This window comes from Thalassotalea sp. Y01, from assembly GCF_012932945.1.
Classification (GTDB): domain Bacteria; phylum Pseudomonadota; class Gammaproteobacteria; order Enterobacterales; family Alteromonadaceae; genus Thalassotalea_A.
This window is the reverse complement of record NZ_JABBXG010000001.1, coordinates 287,800-304,163: the sequence shown is the minus strand read 5'-3', so window position 1 is coordinate 304,163 and position 16,364 is coordinate 287,800. Positions and strand designations below refer to the sequence as shown.

Genomic DNA, 16,364 nt, shown 5'->3' with positions numbered 1-16,364 from the left:
CAAGCTCACATCTTAAGTTGTTGCTTTGATTACATATTGTTGCAATTTTAACAGCCCGTACGAGGCGAGGGCTAGATTCAAACATCAACATCTTGTTAACCCATGGCCGGTCGTAAATTTCTAATGTGATTATATACTTATAAGATCACTCTTTTTTGACCTGTTTGCATGAAGCTGATTAGGCCTGCATTTTCACTGTTAGTTACCTTAGTATTTGCCCTGTCGATGGCATTAAGAGCCTTCGCAGCTAACGATTTGCCGCCTGAACTCATAGATTGGGCGAATAAGCACCCCATTGTTAACGTTGGTATGGATGCCAATTTCCCACCATTTGATTTTGTCGATGAGCAAGGCCAAGTTGAAGGTATTGGCAAAATGGCGCGCTTGTCTCTCAATGAAGTGCTACCCATCACCTTACAAGTCACCTCGCAAACGACTTTCGATCAAGAATATAAAAGCTTAATGCGTGGCGATATTGATGTGTTATCGATATGCGCAAATAGCGAAGAGCGCCAAGGCGAGGTGTTATTTTCAAAACCCATTCAAACATTTACGCCAATTTTGGCGGTGCGCCAAGACAGTCAGGTGTTTAACGCCAAAAAAGACGGCAAATACCATGCAACATTAGGGGTCGTAAAAGGTTATGCGGCTCATGCCAAGGCAGAAGACTTGGTCGGCGCCAGCAATGTGATCACCACTGATAACATCGAGCAAGGCCTGCAGCAAGTGCGCGACGGTAAAATTGATGGCTTTATTTTATACCTATATAGCCTGAACTATTATCAAAAAAACAATCGAATTGCCGGGCTTAAACCGGTCAGTGTTGAAGAGTTAGAGCCTTTTGCTATTGGCTATTGCATCAATAAAAATTTACCTGAACTAAAAAATATCATTGATTGGGGCATAGACCAATTAGGGGCCGAGCACTTAAGTTCGATGCAGCGACAATGGGAGAGTCAATATTTTCAGGAGAAAAAAGACACCAATTTATCCGGTAATTATATCGCCGCAGGAGCCGCGATACTTGGCATGTTTTTGCTGTATATGGTTTGGCATGTGGCGCGAAAATATACCGATGAAATAGCGCGAAAATTTGGCACCGCGCGCTTTAAAAGTGTGTATGTGCTCATCGTCTTATTGATATTAGCTATCATGGTGTCCGGCATGTCTTGGTATTTGAGTGAGTTTAGAAAATATTCACAGCAAGAATACGATAAGTTGCTATCAATAACGCAAAAAAGTGTGCTCACCAACCTGAAAGGCTGGTACCAGTCGCGTAAACAATTAACAAACTCGGTTAGTGAACTGCCACAATTTATTGAATTAACCGAGCAATTATTGCTTGCCTACGATCGAAAAAGTTTAGAAAACATAACCTTATCTAACAATCAATTGGATCGGTTTTTTCGCGAACGACCGTCTACCTACATCTCTGGGCGAGCCGCATTTTTGATCTCAAAGCAAGGCTTAACCTTATACAGTACGGAAAAGGCGTTAACGGGCTTAGATCATGTAATCGCTGAACAACGACCAGAGCTTTTTGAGAAAGTGGTTAATGGTCAAAGCCAATTCATCCCTTCGGTGTGGTCAAAAGTCGATATCGATGGCAATTTATCAAAGCAAGATCAAGACGCCGTGGTGTTTGTAGCGACACCGGTAACCGATATTTGGGGCGAAGTTATTGCCATTATGGCGATGCGATTTGATCCTAAAGGCAACTTTGCCGCATCCTTTACCGATGTCGGTGTAGGCGACACCTTAGAAGCCTATTCGATTGATAGAAAAGGTCGCATGCTAACACAAAGCCGTTTTCTTTCTGACTTATACAATCTGGGGCAACTTGAATACGGCAAGTCGAATATCTTAAACGTTGTCTTACCCAATGGTGAAGATAACACCATGACCCAAAGCGCGTTATACCAAGTCGATACCGAAGACATTGTTGGCTATCGTGACTATCGTGGCAAATTGGTGGTCGGTAAAGCCACTTGGCTAAAAGAAATGAATAACTCGGTGGTGGTCGAAGTCGACATCGACGAAGTTTACAAGCGCTATTATCAATTACGCTTTTTATTTGCCGTTGTAACCATCACCATTGTCATTGTTGTCGCAGCCTTGTCGACCTTTATGTTTATCATATCGCAACGTGCTACAGACATTACTCGTCGCTCACAACAAGAGCTAGAACGTATTATTGATGAAAGGACACAGGAGTTGGTGGCGTCAGAGCGTACTAACCGTTCGGTTCTAGGCTCTGTTGCGGATGGTATTTTTGGTATCGATAAGCACGGTGTCTGTCGTATCTTTAATGAATCCGCGTCGAATCTACTTGGCTATCAAGAAGAGGACGTTATAGATCAGTCTTATTATCAACTATTCCACAAGCAAAAACCCAATGGCGACTCGTTAACCGATGACAATAACCCCATTTTAAATGCGGTGCGTGAAGGCAAAACCATACGCAATCCTATGGCGGTATTTGAGCACAAGAATGGCGAATCGATTCCGGTAGAGTATTCTGTTGCACCGATTAGCGATGACGACGAGCACAGTGAACTGGCAGCGGTTGTCGCGTTTCAGGATATTTCTGAGCGATTGGAAGAGAAAAACCGCATTAATACCATACTAGAGTCGATGCCAATTGCGATGTTACTGGTCAATACGGATGACGTTATTGAGCAAATTAATGCCACAACCACCCGCATGTTGGGCTGGGCGACTGAAGAGCTCGATGGCAAACCATTACACACCATAGTGCCGCACCATCGACGCAAAGAGCACCAGCTGTTCACCCAAGATTATTGGCAAGAGCCTTTTGTGCATCACAGCGGTAATGCCGATGTACCTTTAGATATTTTAACCAAAGATGGCGGCTGCATTGAAGTTGAATCGGTATATACGCCAATCGTGCTCGAGGACAAATCTTATGTGATTGTGTCACTGCGCGATGTAACTCAAGAGAATCAGGCGAAAAAAGCCTTACTGGAAGCAAAAGTGTTGGCGGATGAAGCCAGTCGCGCCAAATCTGACTTTCTTGCCAATATGAGTCATGAAATTCGTACGCCGATGAATGCAATCATCGGTATGTCTCATTTGGCGTTAGAGCATGAGTTGGATAGCAAGCCCAAAAACTACATTAAAAAAGTGCACAGAGCGGCAGAGTCGTTATTGGGGATCATTAACGATATCCTCGATTTTTCAAAAATCGAGGCTGGCAAACTCGAACTAGAGCGTATCGACTTTACTATCGATGACGTTATGGATGATGTGGCGAATATCATTGGTTTTCAGGCCCATGATAAAGGCATCGAATTATTATTTAATATCTCCCCAGATGTACCGGTGTATTTGAGTGGCGATCCGCTGCGTCTTAATCAAATACTGATTAATTTAGCCAATAATGCGATTAAATTTACCGAAGTAGGGCAAATTGTTATCTCCATTAAATTGGTGCCACATCACACCGATAAAGTGCGCTTGAGGTTTGCTGTTCAGGACTCTGGTATTGGCATGTCTCAACAGCAAATGGACAAGTTATTTCAGTCATTTTCACAAGCGGATTCGTCTACTACGCGCAAATACGGTGGTACCGGATTAGGGCTGACCATATGCCAAAAGCTGATTCATTTAATGCAAGGCGAGATTTGGATTGAGTCGGAAGTGGGCAAGGGCAGTGTGTTTTTCTTTGATGTGGTACTAGATTTACCGCAAGGTAAATTGGAGCCGAAATTTAGTGAGCAGCAACGTCACTTGTTAACCGGGAAAAAAGTGTTGATTGTCGATGACAATACCATTGCCGCAGAAGTATTGAGTAATATTATGAGCAGTTTCGGTTGTGACATTCAGGTGGCATACAGTGGTTTGCAAGCCATTGATTTAGTCTCCAATGGTCAAACAGATTTTGATTTTGCCATGATAGATTGGCAAATGCCTGGCTTAGACGGCCTCGATACCGTGGCAAAACTGCAGACCTTATTGTCTGATCAAACCAAGCACTTTGTGTTGATTAGTGCCTACGGTAAAGATCAGATAAAAAATCGCGCGCAATTGGATCAGCAACTGCATATTGATAGCTTTTTAAGTAAACCGGTAACCGCCTCGTCCATATTTGATGAAATGATGCGCTTAATGGGCCAGTCTTACATTGCCACAACGCGCAAGCTCGGCAAAGACGAAGTATTGCAGCAAGATTATCGCAAGCTTAATAATGCCAAAGTGCTGTTGGTGGAAGACAACGAGCTTAATCAGGAATTAGCAATCGGTTTATTGCAGCAGGCGAAGATTCGATATGATGTTGCCGACAATGGTCAACAAGCGGTCGAAATGGCAGCCTTAAATCGTTATGACGGCATATTAATGGATTTACAAATGCCGGTTATGGATGGGTACACCGCCGCCGGCATTATTCGTCAAGAGCAGCCGGATATGCCTATTATTGCCATGACCGCCAATGCCATGGCTTCCGATAAGGAAAAAGTCTTATCGGCGGGCATGAATGCGCATATTGCCAAACCAATTAATGTCAATGATATGTTCTCTACTATGGCGAAGTGGATCAGCTCACAAGGGCCATTTGCAGTCGAGCCAATTACAGACGTCGGTGAGTCTCAATCAACTGATGGCGATGATATTGCACTGCAACAACAAGACTTATCTTACGTTAATATTGATAAAGGCCTAGCAACCTGTGCGGGCGATAAAAATTTATACCTGCGTTTGCTGCGCAAATTTGTCGCCAGTCAAAGTGATTTCTATATTCACTTCAGTGAAGCCTGGGGGGAACATAAATTAAATAAAGCGACACGTTTAGCGCATACCTTAAAAGGCACCGCGGGTAATATCGGCGCAAACTTATTGCAGGCGGAAGCCGATAAGCTGGAGACGGCATTAAACGGTAATGCTGGCAACGAAGTCATTAGCACCCAATTGCAACAAGTGACCAGCAAGCTGCAGGATGTATTATCGGAGCTAGGGCAACTGCTGAATAGCAGCAAAGTCAAAGATAACATCAACGATGATCGCGACGAAACTGCTATCGATATGAGCCAATACGGCCAACAGTTAAATTATTTATTGTCATTGATAGAAGATTTTGAAACCGACGCCACCGATGTCGCTGAAGACTTGCAGCAACAGTTTACTGCCAGCCGTTATGAATTTGCGTTTAAGCGAATATTAACTAGCATAGAAAATTATGACTTTGATAACGCCCACGCATTATTAAAGCAGTTCATTAGTCAAAACCTCGCCAAGGATACTTGATGACAGATAACTCAGCCACCATATTGGTTGTCGATGACAACCCCGCCAACATTGACGTACTCAATGGTATTTTACGCCCTACGTATAAGGTTAAGGCGGCGGTTAACGGTGAATTGGCGTTAAAAATAGCTCAAGGGCAGCCGAAACCTGATCTTATTCTGCTCGATGTTATGATGCCAGGTATGGACGGCCATGAAGTGTGTCGGCGCTTAAAATCAAACCCTCGGACATCGGATATTCCGGTGATTTTTGTCACGGCGAAATCACAAGTGGAGGATGAAGCCATTGGCTTTAAACTCGGCGCGGTTGATTATATTACCAAACCGGTAAGCGTGCCCATTGTTCAGGCCCGGGTGCGAACTCAATTGGCTTTGTACAATCAGCAACGAGAATTATCCCATATGGTGGCGCAACGTACTGCGGAGCTAGAAACCACTCGTGTGGAAATCATTCGCCGCTTAGGGCGTGCGGCAGAATACAAAGACAATGAAACGGGCATGCATGTTATCCGCATGAGTTATTATTCTCGGATGTTGGCCCAAAAGGTACATGCCAACCAGGATTGGGTTGAACTGCTTTTTGATGCCGCGCCAATGCATGATATCGGTAAGATAGGCATTGCCGATGCAATCTTAATGAAACCGGGCAAACTCGACCATGGTGAGCGACAAGAAATGCAGCGACATGTTGAATACGGCGCTGATATTCTCGGTAGCAATGATTCTCCGTTATTATCATTAGCGCGAGAAGTCTGCCTTTATCATCATGAAAAATACGACGGCAGTGGTTATCCACACGGCACCAAAGGTGATGATATTCCATTGAGTGCGCGAATTGTTACCATCGCGGATGTGTTCGACGCGCTAACGTCAGAACGACCATACAAACAGGCGTGGAGTTATGAGCAGGCGATTGAGTATCTGCAACAAAACGCAGGCAATACATTTGATCCGGCTTTAGTTGTTGCTTTTAGTCAATGTGAGCCGCAAATTAGGCAAATTATGAGCCAATATAATGACGCACACGAGGATGAGATATACGGCAACAACTTATAGTTTTTTGTTATCTTGAGGTGATTTAGCCCTAAGTGAGGCAAAATCGAGCGTTCCAGCAACAGAAAAATAATTTTTTTTAAATTTTTTTCACTTTTCCTATTGAAAACATATCCGCCGTCCCCCACTTATCAAATTATCTAAGATGTAACTATTTTTTTCGGAGATCCTCAAGATGGGCAAAATAATTGGTATTGACCTAGGGACAACTAACTCATGTGTTGCTGTACTAGACGGTGACAACGTTCGTGTAATTGAAAATGCAGAAGGTGATCGTACGACCCCTTCAATCATTGCATATACTGCTGAAGGCGAAACTCTTGTTGGTCAGCCAGCTAAACGCCAGGCTGTGACTAACCCTGAGAATACTTTATTTGCTATCAAGCGTCTTATTGGTCGTCGTTTTGAAGACAAAGAAGTTCAGCGTGATATCGACATCATGCCTTTCGGTATCAAAAAAGCCGACAATGGCGATGCTTGGGTTGAAGCAAAAGGCGAAATCATGGCGCCGCCACAAGTATCAGCTGAAGTTCTTAAGAAAATGAAGAAAACGGCTGAAGACTTTCTTGGTGAAGAAGTAACTGAAGCGGTTATCACTGTTCCTGCTTACTTTAATGACTCTCAACGTCAAGCAACCAAAGATGCAGGTCGTATCGCTGGTTTAGAAGTTAAACGTATTATCAATGAGCCAACAGCCGCAGCACTTGCTTACGGTATGGACAAACAACAAGGTGAGCGCGTTGTAGCTGTATACGACCTTGGTGGTGGTACATTTGATATTTCAATCATCGAAATTGATGAAGTTGAAGGCGAGCATACGTTTGAAGTTCTAGCGACTAATGGTGATACACACCTTGGTGGTGAAGATTTTGATAACCGCATGATCAACTACCTTGTTGAAGAATTTAAGAAAGATCAAGCGATCGACTTAACTAACGATCCTTTGGCAATGCAGCGTCTTAAAGAAGCGGCAGAAAAAGCCAAATGTGAGCTTTCATCTGCACAACAAACCGATGTTAACTTACCGTACATCACGGCTGATGCAACGGGTCCTAAGCACATGAACATCAAAGTTACTCGTGCCAAGCTAGAGTCTTTGGTTGATGATATGGTTAAAGCAACACTAGAACCATTAAAAATGGCTCTTTCGGATGCAGACTTGTCGACCTCTGATGTAACCGACGTTATTTTGGTTGGTGGTCAAACTCGTATGCCACTAGTACAAAAAACGGTAACAGACTTCTTTGGTAAAGAGCCACGTAAAGACGTAAACCCAGATGAAGCTGTTGCTTCAGGTGCTGCGGTACAAGCTGGTGTTCTTGCGGGTGACGTTACTGACGTATTACTTCTTGATGTTACACCTCTGTCTCTTGGTATTGAGACCATGGGTGGCGTAATGACCAAAGTTATTGAGAAAAATACAACGATTCCTACTAAGCAATCGCAAACATTCTCAACCGCTGAAGACAACCAAGCTGCTGTAACCGTTCACGTTGTTCAAGGTGAGCGTAAGCAAGCATCTTTGAACAAATCTCTTGGTCAATTTAACCTTGAAGGCATTGATGCAGCGCCACGTGGTGTGCCACAAATCGAAGTGACCTTCGATATCGATGCTGATGGTATCTTGCATGTAACGGCAAAAGATAAAAACACTGGTAAAGAACAGAAGATCACTATCAAAGCGTCTTCAGGTCTTTCTGATGATGAAGTAGAACAAATGGTACGTGACGCGGAAGCAAACGCTGATTCTGATGCCAAGTTCGAAGAGCTAGTAAATGCTCGTAACCAAGCTGACGCAATGGCACACGCAACACGTACGCAAATTACCGAAGCCGGTGACGACTTACCAAGCGAAGACAAAGATAAGATCGAAGCGGCACTTACTGAACTTGAAGAAGCAATCAAAGGCGACGACAAAGACGCCATTGAAGCCAAGTCTCAAGCGGTTATTGAAGCCTCTGCAAAACTTATGGAAATCGCTCAAGCTAAAGCGCAAGCACAAGCCGGTCCGGCCGGTGGTGCAGAGCAAGCTGAACCACAAGCAAACCCTGCTGAAGATGTAGTTGATGCAGAGTTTGAAGAAGTTAAAGACGACAAAAAATAATTAACACCTCGGTTAGTTATTGATATAAAGCGCTGCTGTCAATTTCTGATGTCAGCGCTTTATTATTTTATCTGCAAGCTGAAAATTCAGCGGGCCTAAACAGAAGTAAATACAGGTATGTCAAAACGCGATTATTATGAAGTGCTTGGTGTGGCAAAAGACGCCGGCGAGCGCGAAATCAAGAAAGCCTATAAACGTTTGGCGATGAAATATCATCCAGACCGTACCAAAGGCGACAAGGACAAAGAAGAACAGTTCAAGGTCATTAAAGAAGCCTATGAAGTGTTAAATGACTCGCAAAAGCGTGCTGCATATGACCAGTATGGTCATGCTGCTTTTGAGCAAGGCGGTATGGGCGGCGGTGGCTTTGGCGGCGGTGCTGACTTTGGCGATATCTTTGGTGACGTATTTGGTGACATATTTGGCGGTGGTCGCGGTGGCCAGTCTCGTGCCCGTCGTGGTTCTGACTTACGTTACAATCTTGATATGACATTGGAAGAAGCGGTTCGCGGTAAAACTGTTGAGCTTAAAGTACCAACCTATGTCAATTGTGAACCATGTGGCGGCTCGGGTGCTAAGAAAGGGTCTTCAGCGACGACCTGTCAAACCTGTCATGGTCATGGCCAAGTGCAAATGCGCCAAGGCTTGTTTGCGGTACAGCAAACTTGTCCAACGTGTTCTGGACGAGGTAAAGTAATCAAAGACCCGTGTAACTCATGTCATGGTCAAGGCCGTGTGCAGAAAACCAAAACCTTATCGGCAAAAGTACCTGCAGGTGTAGATACTGGTGACAGAATTCGTTTATCAGGCGAAGGGGAAGCCGGTGAAATGGGCGCTCCAGCCGGAGATTTATATGTACAAGTAAATGTTCGAGATCATGATATCTTTGTTCGTGATGAGAATAATCTGTATTGTGAAGTGCCAATCAGCTTTACTAAAGCCGCGCTTGGTGGCGACATTGAAGTGCCAACTCTTGATGGTAAAGTGAAACTGAAAATTCCTCGCGAGACGCAAACCGGTAAGCTATTCCGTATGCGTGGCAAAGGGGTTAAGTCGGTACGCAGTTCGGCAACCGGTGATTTATTGTGTAAGGTCGTCATTGAGACCCCTGTAAACCTTAACAGTGAACAAACCGAGTTATTGGAAAAGCTACAAGAGAGTATGGGTGAAGGCGCCGATGCGGCCAAATACCGACCCAAAGAGCAGGGCTTTTTTGACGGTGTGAAAAAATTCTTTGATTCGCTAAAATAAGCGTGTATTGAATGGAAAGGCTGCGATTGCAGCCTTTTTTGTCACTATTTTTAGGCACACTCTTGCTTCACTAGGTTGCGGCTTGCGCCGCAATGACGTCGCCATTGAGTATAGAAAACTGAGGTATAATGGCTCGATTAAAACAAACATATCCCACCGATGGCTTCTTTGGTATTGGTATTTATAACAACAAAGAACAAGTTAACTTGGGAACCTTATGGCGCAGCGCGTATATACTTGGCGCCTCATTTATTTTTACCGTGGATAGTAAGTATAAAAAGCAAGGTACTGATGTGGTCAATGCATGGCAAAAAATTCCGTTGTTTCACTATCGGGACATGGATGACCTTATTACTCATTTACCCTATGACACGCGCTTGGTTGGGGTAGAACTTGACGACAAAGCGATGGACATCATCGATTACCAACACCCGTTTCGCTGTGTCTACTTACTCGGTAATGAACAATCAGGATTACCAAGTGACGCAATTAGTCGTTGCCATGAGTTGGTGAAATTACCGGGAGATTACAGCCTAAACGTTTCTGTTGCGGGCTCCATTGTTTTGTATGACAGACTAGCAAAACAGTAAATTTTTCAGTAACGTAACAGATAAATTTAAACTAAACTTAAGTTAACTATTTAGGCGCATTTAAGCTGTATTGAACTTTATGGTTTAAAAGCTAATCAAACATTATGCGCTGACATTATTGCTGACCAAATGTTTAATCAAATTGGTATCATCAGTTTTCACTGAGGCAAATTATGAACAGAAAAATTTTAGTCGTATTGTTCTCTGCAATGCTTGCAAACACGGCAATGGCTGGTATGGAAGAAGCGGTAGAGATGATGAATCGCGGTGATTTTATCGCTGCGGTAGAAGAGTTAAAACCTATGGTTGATTTGGGCCACCCACAGGCCTTGTACCATCAGGCAACGATGTACGAACGTGGCTTGGGTGTTAAGAAAAGTCAAACCAAAGCGTTTGAACTATACCAAAGAGCTGCGAAACGCGGTATTCCTGAAGCACAGTTTAATATCGCACAAATGTACCTTGAAGGTCGTGGCACCATTGTGGATAAGCGCCAAGGCTTTGAATATACCAAGAGAGCAGCGGATAAAGGTTTAGCTGCGGCCCAATTTAATTTGGCCTTGATGTATCAAGAAGGCGTTAATACCACGCAAAATTATGTCAAAGCAGCAACTTGGTATGAAGATGCCGCAATGCAAAATTACGCCTTGGCACAGTTTAATCTAGCGATTTTGTACTATGACGGCAAAGGGGTGTCTAAAAATGTGGAGCAATCCTACATTTGGAACCGTATCGCCGCCTACAATGGCTACGGACCGGCAGAGCAAAGCATGGATATGGATGCGCAAGGCTTATCCCGTGATCAAATAAAGCGTTGCCGAGCCCGAGCCGATGAGCTGTACTTAAAAATAGCGCCAAAAATTGATGAATATAAGCCTTATAGTTGGAATCAATGACGAGCCTGATGAATGAGTAAACACCTATTTGTTTATGGTAGCCTGTGCCCAGAACAGTCTAATGAACATATCTTGACAGCGATCGGTGGCCGCTATGAAAAGGCAAAAGTCAAAGGGCATTTATATCAACAAGACAGGGGTGCTTGGCTAGGTTATCCTGGCATAGTCTTAGATAAAGAAGCCGAGCCAGTCTCGGGCTATTTGTTTATATCTGATAATTTACCGAGTAGTTGGACTTTGCTTGATGACTTTGAAGGCGAGGGTTACCAGCGTGTTGAAACCGATGTGTTAACCGAGCAGGGGCGTATCGTTAAAGCGTTTGTCTACCAGCTGAAATTTGAACAATAAAAAAGCCGCGAAAGCGGCTTTTTTATTGTCAATACTGCGATTATTAACTGCTGGCGTTAATAAAGCCCTTGGCTTTCATCAATATACCCTCGCCATCAATCAACAACTCTTTGTGGATCTCTGGTTGTGTACCGTGCTTGATAAACTCATCAGGCAAACCAATGTTTAATACTTTATTTGTGTAGCCTTTGCTTATTAGGTATTCAATCACCGCTGAACCTGCGCCACCGGCAATGGCATTGTCTTCGATGGTGATGATGTATTCATGCTCAGCCACTAATTGATCGATTAAGGCGGTATCAAGTGGCTTAACGAAGCGCATATCGGCAACCGTGGCGTTAAGTTCATCGGCGGCATACTGACCCGCTTGCAACATGGTGCCAAACGATAGTATCGCTAATCTGTCACCTTGGCGACGAACAACGCCTTTACCTATTTCAATCACTTGCTGCAAATCAGGGAGTTCGACACCGACTGCGTTACCGCGAGGGTAGCGAACTGCGGCAGGACCATTGTGCTTATGACCTGTGGTCAACATCAATCGACATTCTGCTTCATCCGACGGACACATGATCACCATGTTAGGTACACAACGCATAAAACTTAAATCGTATGCACCTTGATGGGTCGGACCATCCGCGCCAACAATACCGGCGCGATCGATGGCAAACAAAACCGGTAAGCTTTGAATGGCCACATCGTGGATCAATTGATCATAGGCACGTTGTAAGAAGCTTGAGTAAATGGCAACAATGGTGTTGTTTCCACCTATTGCCAAACCTGCACCAAATGTCACCGCATGCTGTTCAGCTATGGCAACGTCAAAGTATTTGTCTGGAAAACGCTGACTGAATTCGACCATGCCAGAGCCCTCACGCATCGCCGGGGTAATGGCGACTAATTTGTCGTCTTGTTCGGCCATGTCACATAACCAGTCACCAAATATTTTTGAATAGGTTGGTAGACTTGGTGGGCTCTTTGGCAGAGACTGACTGGCAGGATCAAATTTAGGTACGGCGTGGTATTTGATCGGGTCTTGCTCAGCTTGCTCGTAACCTTTACCTTTTTTAGTGACCACATGCAAAATCTGTGGGCCTTTAAGGCTTTTCATATTGCGTATGGTGTCAACCAAACCGTCAACATCATGACCGTCAATCGGGCCAATGTAGTTAAAACCTAACTCTTCGAAAAACGTTGATGGCACCACCATACCTTTAAGGTGCTCTTCCGCTCGTGATGCCAATTCTTTGATTGGCGGAATGGAATTCAGAATTCGTTTTGAGCTTTCGCGTAAACCGGTATACAAACTGCCGGACAATAATTTCGCCAAATGGTTGTTTAATGCACCAACGTTTTCAGAGATACTCATCTCGTTGTCGTTTAGCACAATCAACATATCTTTGTGGATATCGCCACCGTGGTTTAATGCTTCAAAAGCCATACCTGCGGTCATTGCGCCATCACCGATCACGGCAACGGTTTGACGACCTTTACCTTCTTTTTCTGCGGCAACCGTCATACCAAGGGCGGCGGATATTGAGGTACTCGAATGGCCGACGCTTAGCACATCGTATTCGCTTTCTTCACGCCACGGAAATGGGTGTAAACCATCTTTTTGACGAATGGTATGCAATTGATCGCGACGACCGGTTAGGATTTTATGAGGGTAGGCTTGATGACCCACATCCCAAACAACGTTATCAAACGGTGTTTCGTAAACATAATGCAGGGCGACGGTTAACTCTATCGCACCGAGGCCCGAAGCAAAGTGACCACTGCTCTTACTAACAGAGTTTAGTAAGTAGCTACGCAATTCATCACTGATCTGCTTAAGTTTCTCCTGAGGGTAATCTCTCAGTTGACTTGGTTCGTCAATGGTTGCCAATAATGGGTAGTCAGACAATTCTATAGTCATAGTAATCAATAATATTAATGAGCACGTTTAATGATAAACGTGGAAAAATCAGCCAAGTTTCGGGTGTTGTACGGCAATGCCGTGAGCGCAGTGAGAGCTTGCTCAAATAATTGCTGCTCTTTTTTTAAGGCGCCATCGAGTCCAAGTAAAGAAGGATACGTAGATTTGTTCGCTTCAAGATCAGATCCGGCAGGCTTTCCCAGAGTTTCTTCGCTACTGGTGATGTCGATGATGTCATCATGGACTTGATACGCAAGGCCGATTTGTTCAGCAAATTGCTGCAAACCGGCAAAAGTTTGCTCGGGTAAATCTTCGCGACAACTTGCCGGCATCAATATTGAGGCTTTAAGTAAGGCGCCAGTTTTTAATTTATGAATGGTTTGCAAATGCGATAACGATACTTGCTCACCGGTCGCGGCTAAATCCATGGCCTGACCACCGCACATCCCTTGATAGCCAGTGGCATGGGATAACTGCTGCATCAATTTGACATGGGTTTGTGCACTGATATTGTTAAAGCTGTGATTGGCAAGAATATCAAACGCCAATGATTGCAAAGCATCACCCGCTAAAATGGCCGTCGCTTCGTCAAATTTAATGTGACACGTCGCTTGACCACGACGTAAATCGTCATCGTCCATGGCAGGCAAATCATCGTGAATTAATGAATAAGCGTGAATGCACTCAAGTGCCGCGGCAATAGGGTCGATGTCATCTAAATCCAAGTGCAACATATTGGCGGTGACATAAGCCAAATATGGGCGCATGCGTTTTCCACCAATCAATAAACCATATTGCATGGCATCAAATAGACGTTGATCGTTAATCTCAAGGTTATCTAATTGCAGCTGCAGATAGGCATCAATGCGCTGCTGATAATGTGCAAGGTTTTCCAGTTGCATTAAAGTTCGCTATTGTCATCTTGAGTGAAGTTGGCAAGGGTTTGGTCGCCATTTTTGTCCAATAAAATTTGGATCTTTTGTTCGGCACCATCAAGCTTTTGTTGGCTTGCCTGACTTAAAGCCAGACCGCGTTCAAACAGCTTCATCGAATCTTCCAGTGACAAATCGCCTTGCTCTAGGCTGGTTACGATTTGTTCAAGTTCGTTGATAGACTCTTCAAAGCTTTGATTTTCAGGCTTTTTCACCATGCATACCCTTGTCATGTCGAGTAATACTCGAGCGAGTTCATTATTAATCGGCCATTTTAACCTGTATTTGCCATAAATGGTATAGACTTTAAATACATAGATGCATTAGCACATCGTGTACGCCATAGTGTATAATGCGCCAGTTTTTTAGTCGCCCGGTTTTAATAATGAAGTTTATCGTAAAATTACAACCTGAAATTACCATAAAGTCGCGCCCAGTGCGCAAGCGTTTCACGAAAATCCTTGAATCGAATATTAAAAACGTATTGCGCCGCGTTGACGAGCAAGTCCGTACCAAAATGAATTGGGACAATATTGAGGTTACCAGCACGGATACCAGTGAAGAAAACCGTATTAAGATCGTTGAAACTTTAAAATGTGTGCCTGGTATTACGCATTTTTTAGAAGTTATCGAATACGACTTCGACTCGGTACAAGACATTTTCGAAAAAACCTTAGCAGTGCATGCCAAAACTATTGAAAATAAGAGTTTTTGTGTGCGTGCTAAACGTACTGGTGAACATGATTTTTCGTCGCTGCAAATTGAGCAGTACGTCGGTGGTGGTCTAAACCAAAACGTTGAGTCGGCGCGGGTGAAACTAAAAAAACCTGATGTCACTATTCGTCTTGAAATAAATAAAGACAGACTGTTTATTGTCAGTGAACGTCATCAAGCGCTAGGTGGCTTTCCGATTCCTACCCAAGAAGATGTGTTGTCATTAATGTCTGGCGGTTTTGATTCCGGCGTTGCCAGTTATCAACTGATCAAAAAGGGCGCGCGAACACATTTTTGTTTCTTTAATCTTGGTGGTTCTGCCCATGAACTTGGGGTTAAACAGGTCAGTTATTATCTGTGGAATAAATACGGTGCATCTCACAAGGTGAAGTTTATCGCCGTTGATTTTGAACCTATCGTTGCCGAAATTCTGGAAAAAATCGAAAACGGCCAAATGGGCGTGGTGCTAAAACGCATGATGATGCGTGCTGCGACCAAAGTTGCTGACAAAATGGGCGTTGAGGCGCTCGTTACCGGTGAAGCGCTTGGCCAAGTATCGAGTCAAACGTTGACGAACTTAGGGGTTATAGACCGAGTTACCGAAAAGCTGATTTTACGTCCACTAACGGTGTATGACAAACAAGATATTATTGATATTGCTCGTCAAATCGGTACCGAAGATTTTGCTAAAGTGATGCCAGAATATTGTGGTGTTATATCGCAAAAACCAACGGTAAAAGCGGTGCTGTCTAAGATTGAAGCAGAAGAAGCCAATTTTGACATGAGCTTGATTGATCAGATGGTTGAGCAAGCTCGTGTGATGGATATTCGCGACATCGGCAAAGAAACCGAAGACGAAGTACAAACCATTAAAGAAGTTGAAATGGTGGAAAACGCAGGCAGTGAGCACGTTATCCTCGATATTCGTAGCCCAGAAGAAGAAGATGCCAACCCACTTGAGTTGGATGATGTTGAAGTAGAGCACATCCCGTTTTATCGCTTGGCAACTCAATTCGGCGATTTACCGCAAGACAAGACGTACTTGTTGTATTGTGACCGTGGCGTAATGAGCAAGCTACAAGCATTGTATTTGCATGACAATGGCTTTATGAATGTAAAAGTATATCGTCCATAAACGCATTAAAGAGTTTGAAGAAAGCCCGCTATAAATGATTTCTAGCGGGCTTTTTAGTGCCTTTTACATAGCCATTTAAGCAGATATTCCAAGAGAAAGCACTGATAGAACAACAGCCTGCCTAGTAAGTAAAACAAGAGATTTGTACTACACTGACAAATAACC

Annotated in this window: 11 protein-coding genes; 8 read left to right on the top strand and 3 right to left on the bottom strand. The window is 43.8% G+C overall.

Annotated elements, in window-relative coordinates:
* Positions 1-168 precede the first annotated feature (168 nt).
* From HII16_RS01160 to HII16_RS01130, 7 genes are all read left to right on the top strand, one after another.
* Positions 169-5,262: a response regulator gene (locus HII16_RS01160; protein WP_169126691.1), complete on the top strand. Its 5,094-nt coding sequence runs from the start codon at positions 169-171 to the stop codon at positions 5,260-5,262.
* Positions 5,262-6,317: a two-component system response regulator gene (locus HII16_RS01155; RefSeq protein ID WP_169126689.1), complete on the top strand. Its 1,056-nt coding sequence runs from the start codon at positions 5,262-5,264 to the stop codon at positions 6,315-6,317. Before HII16_RS01160 ends, HII16_RS01155 begins: the two co-directional genes overlap by 1 nt.
* A 172-nt stretch (positions 6,318-6,489) precedes the next feature.
* A complete protein-coding gene (dnaK, locus tag HII16_RS01150) occupies positions 6,490-8,418 on the top strand; it encodes a molecular chaperone DnaK (protein ID WP_169126687.1) in 1,929 nt (642 codons plus the stop codon).
* 117 nt (positions 8,419-8,535) lie between these two features.
* The gene (gene dnaJ / locus HII16_RS01145; protein WP_169126685.1) at positions 8,536-9,669 is read left to right on the top strand and encodes a molecular chaperone DnaJ; all 1,134 of its coding nucleotides are present in this window, start codon (positions 8,536-8,538) and stop codon (positions 9,667-9,669) included.
* 128 nt (positions 9,670-9,797) lie between these two features.
* Positions 9,798-10,259, top strand: a complete 462-nt coding sequence (locus tag HII16_RS01140) for an RNA methyltransferase (RefSeq protein ID WP_169126683.1) — start codon at positions 9,798-9,800, stop codon at positions 10,257-10,259.
* A 173-nt stretch (positions 10,260-10,432) separates the two neighbouring features.
* Positions 10,433-11,155 carry a tetratricopeptide repeat protein gene (locus HII16_RS01135; protein ID WP_169126681.1) on the top strand — a complete coding sequence of 241 codons (723 nt, stop codon included), beginning with the start codon at positions 10,433-10,435 and terminating at the stop codon, positions 11,153-11,155.
* 12 nt (positions 11,156-11,167) lie between these two features.
* Positions 11,168-11,503 carry a gamma-glutamylcyclotransferase family protein gene (locus tag HII16_RS01130; RefSeq protein WP_169126679.1) on the top strand — a complete coding sequence of 112 codons (336 nt, stop codon included), beginning with the start codon at positions 11,168-11,170 and terminating at the stop codon, positions 11,501-11,503.
* Positions 11,504-11,546: 43 nt separating this feature from the next.
* On the opposite strand, the gene dxs is transcribed toward HII16_RS01130, so the two are convergent.
* Genes dxs through xseB form a run of 3 tightly spaced genes read right to left on the bottom strand, consistent with a single transcriptional unit; the run spans position 11,547 to position 14,568 of the window.
* The gene (dxs, locus tag HII16_RS01125) at positions 11,547-13,418 is read right to left on the bottom strand and encodes a 1-deoxy-D-xylulose-5-phosphate synthase (protein WP_169126677.1); all 1,872 of its coding nucleotides are present in this window, start codon (positions 13,416-13,418) and stop codon (positions 11,547-11,549) included.
* Positions 13,419-13,432: 14 nt separating this feature from the next.
* On the bottom strand, positions 13,433-14,320 hold the full coding sequence (ispA, locus tag HII16_RS01120) for a (2E,6E)-farnesyl diphosphate synthase (RefSeq protein WP_169126675.1): 888 nt from the start codon (positions 14,318-14,320) through the stop codon (positions 13,433-13,435).
* Positions 14,320-14,568, bottom strand: a complete 249-nt coding sequence (gene xseB, locus HII16_RS01115) for an exodeoxyribonuclease VII small subunit (RefSeq protein WP_135437762.1) — start codon at positions 14,566-14,568, stop codon at positions 14,320-14,322. The genes ispA and xseB overlap by 1 nt, the downstream gene beginning before the upstream one ends.
* Before the next feature lie 167 nt (positions 14,569-14,735).
* On the opposite strand from xseB, the gene thiI reads away from it, so the two are divergent.
* On the top strand, positions 14,736-16,199 hold the full coding sequence (gene thiI / locus HII16_RS01110) for a tRNA uracil 4-sulfurtransferase ThiI (RefSeq protein WP_169126673.1): 1,464 nt from the start codon (positions 14,736-14,738) through the stop codon (positions 16,197-16,199).
* Positions 16,200-16,364: the final 165 nt, after the last annotated feature.

Excerpts from the sequence above, each read along its gene's own strand:
- HII16_RS01160 (WP_169126691.1), top strand. The coding sequence starts at position 169 with ATGAAGCTGATTAGGCCTGCATTTTCACTGTTAGTTACCTTAGTATTT.
- HII16_RS01155 (WP_169126689.1), top strand. The coding sequence starts at position 5,262 with ATGACAGATAACTCAGCCACCATATTGGTTGTCGATGACAACCCCGCC.
- dnaK (WP_169126687.1), top strand. The coding sequence starts at position 6,490 with ATGGGCAAAATAATTGGTATTGACCTAGGGACAACTAACTCATGTGTT.
- dnaJ (WP_169126685.1), top strand. The coding sequence starts at position 8,536 with ATGTCAAAACGCGATTATTATGAAGTGCTTGGTGTGGCAAAAGACGCC.
- HII16_RS01140 (WP_169126683.1), top strand. The coding sequence starts at position 9,798 with ATGGCTCGATTAAAACAAACATATCCCACCGATGGCTTCTTTGGTATT.
- HII16_RS01135 (WP_169126681.1), top strand. The coding sequence starts at position 10,433 with ATGAACAGAAAAATTTTAGTCGTATTGTTCTCTGCAATGCTTGCAAAC.
- HII16_RS01130 (WP_169126679.1), top strand. The coding sequence starts at position 11,168 with ATGAGTAAACACCTATTTGTTTATGGTAGCCTGTGCCCAGAACAGTCT.
- dxs (WP_169126677.1), bottom strand. The coding sequence starts at position 13,418 with ATGACTATAGAATTGTCTGACTACCCATTATTGGCAACCATTGACGAA.
- ispA (WP_169126675.1), bottom strand. The coding sequence starts at position 14,320 with ATGCAACTGGAAAACCTTGCACATTATCAGCAGCGCATTGATGCCTAT.
- xseB (WP_135437762.1), bottom strand. The coding sequence starts at position 14,568 with ATGGTGAAAAAGCCTGAAAATCAAAGCTTTGAAGAGTCTATCAACGAA.
- thiI (WP_169126673.1), top strand. The coding sequence starts at position 14,736 with ATGAAGTTTATCGTAAAATTACAACCTGAAATTACCATAAAGTCGCGC.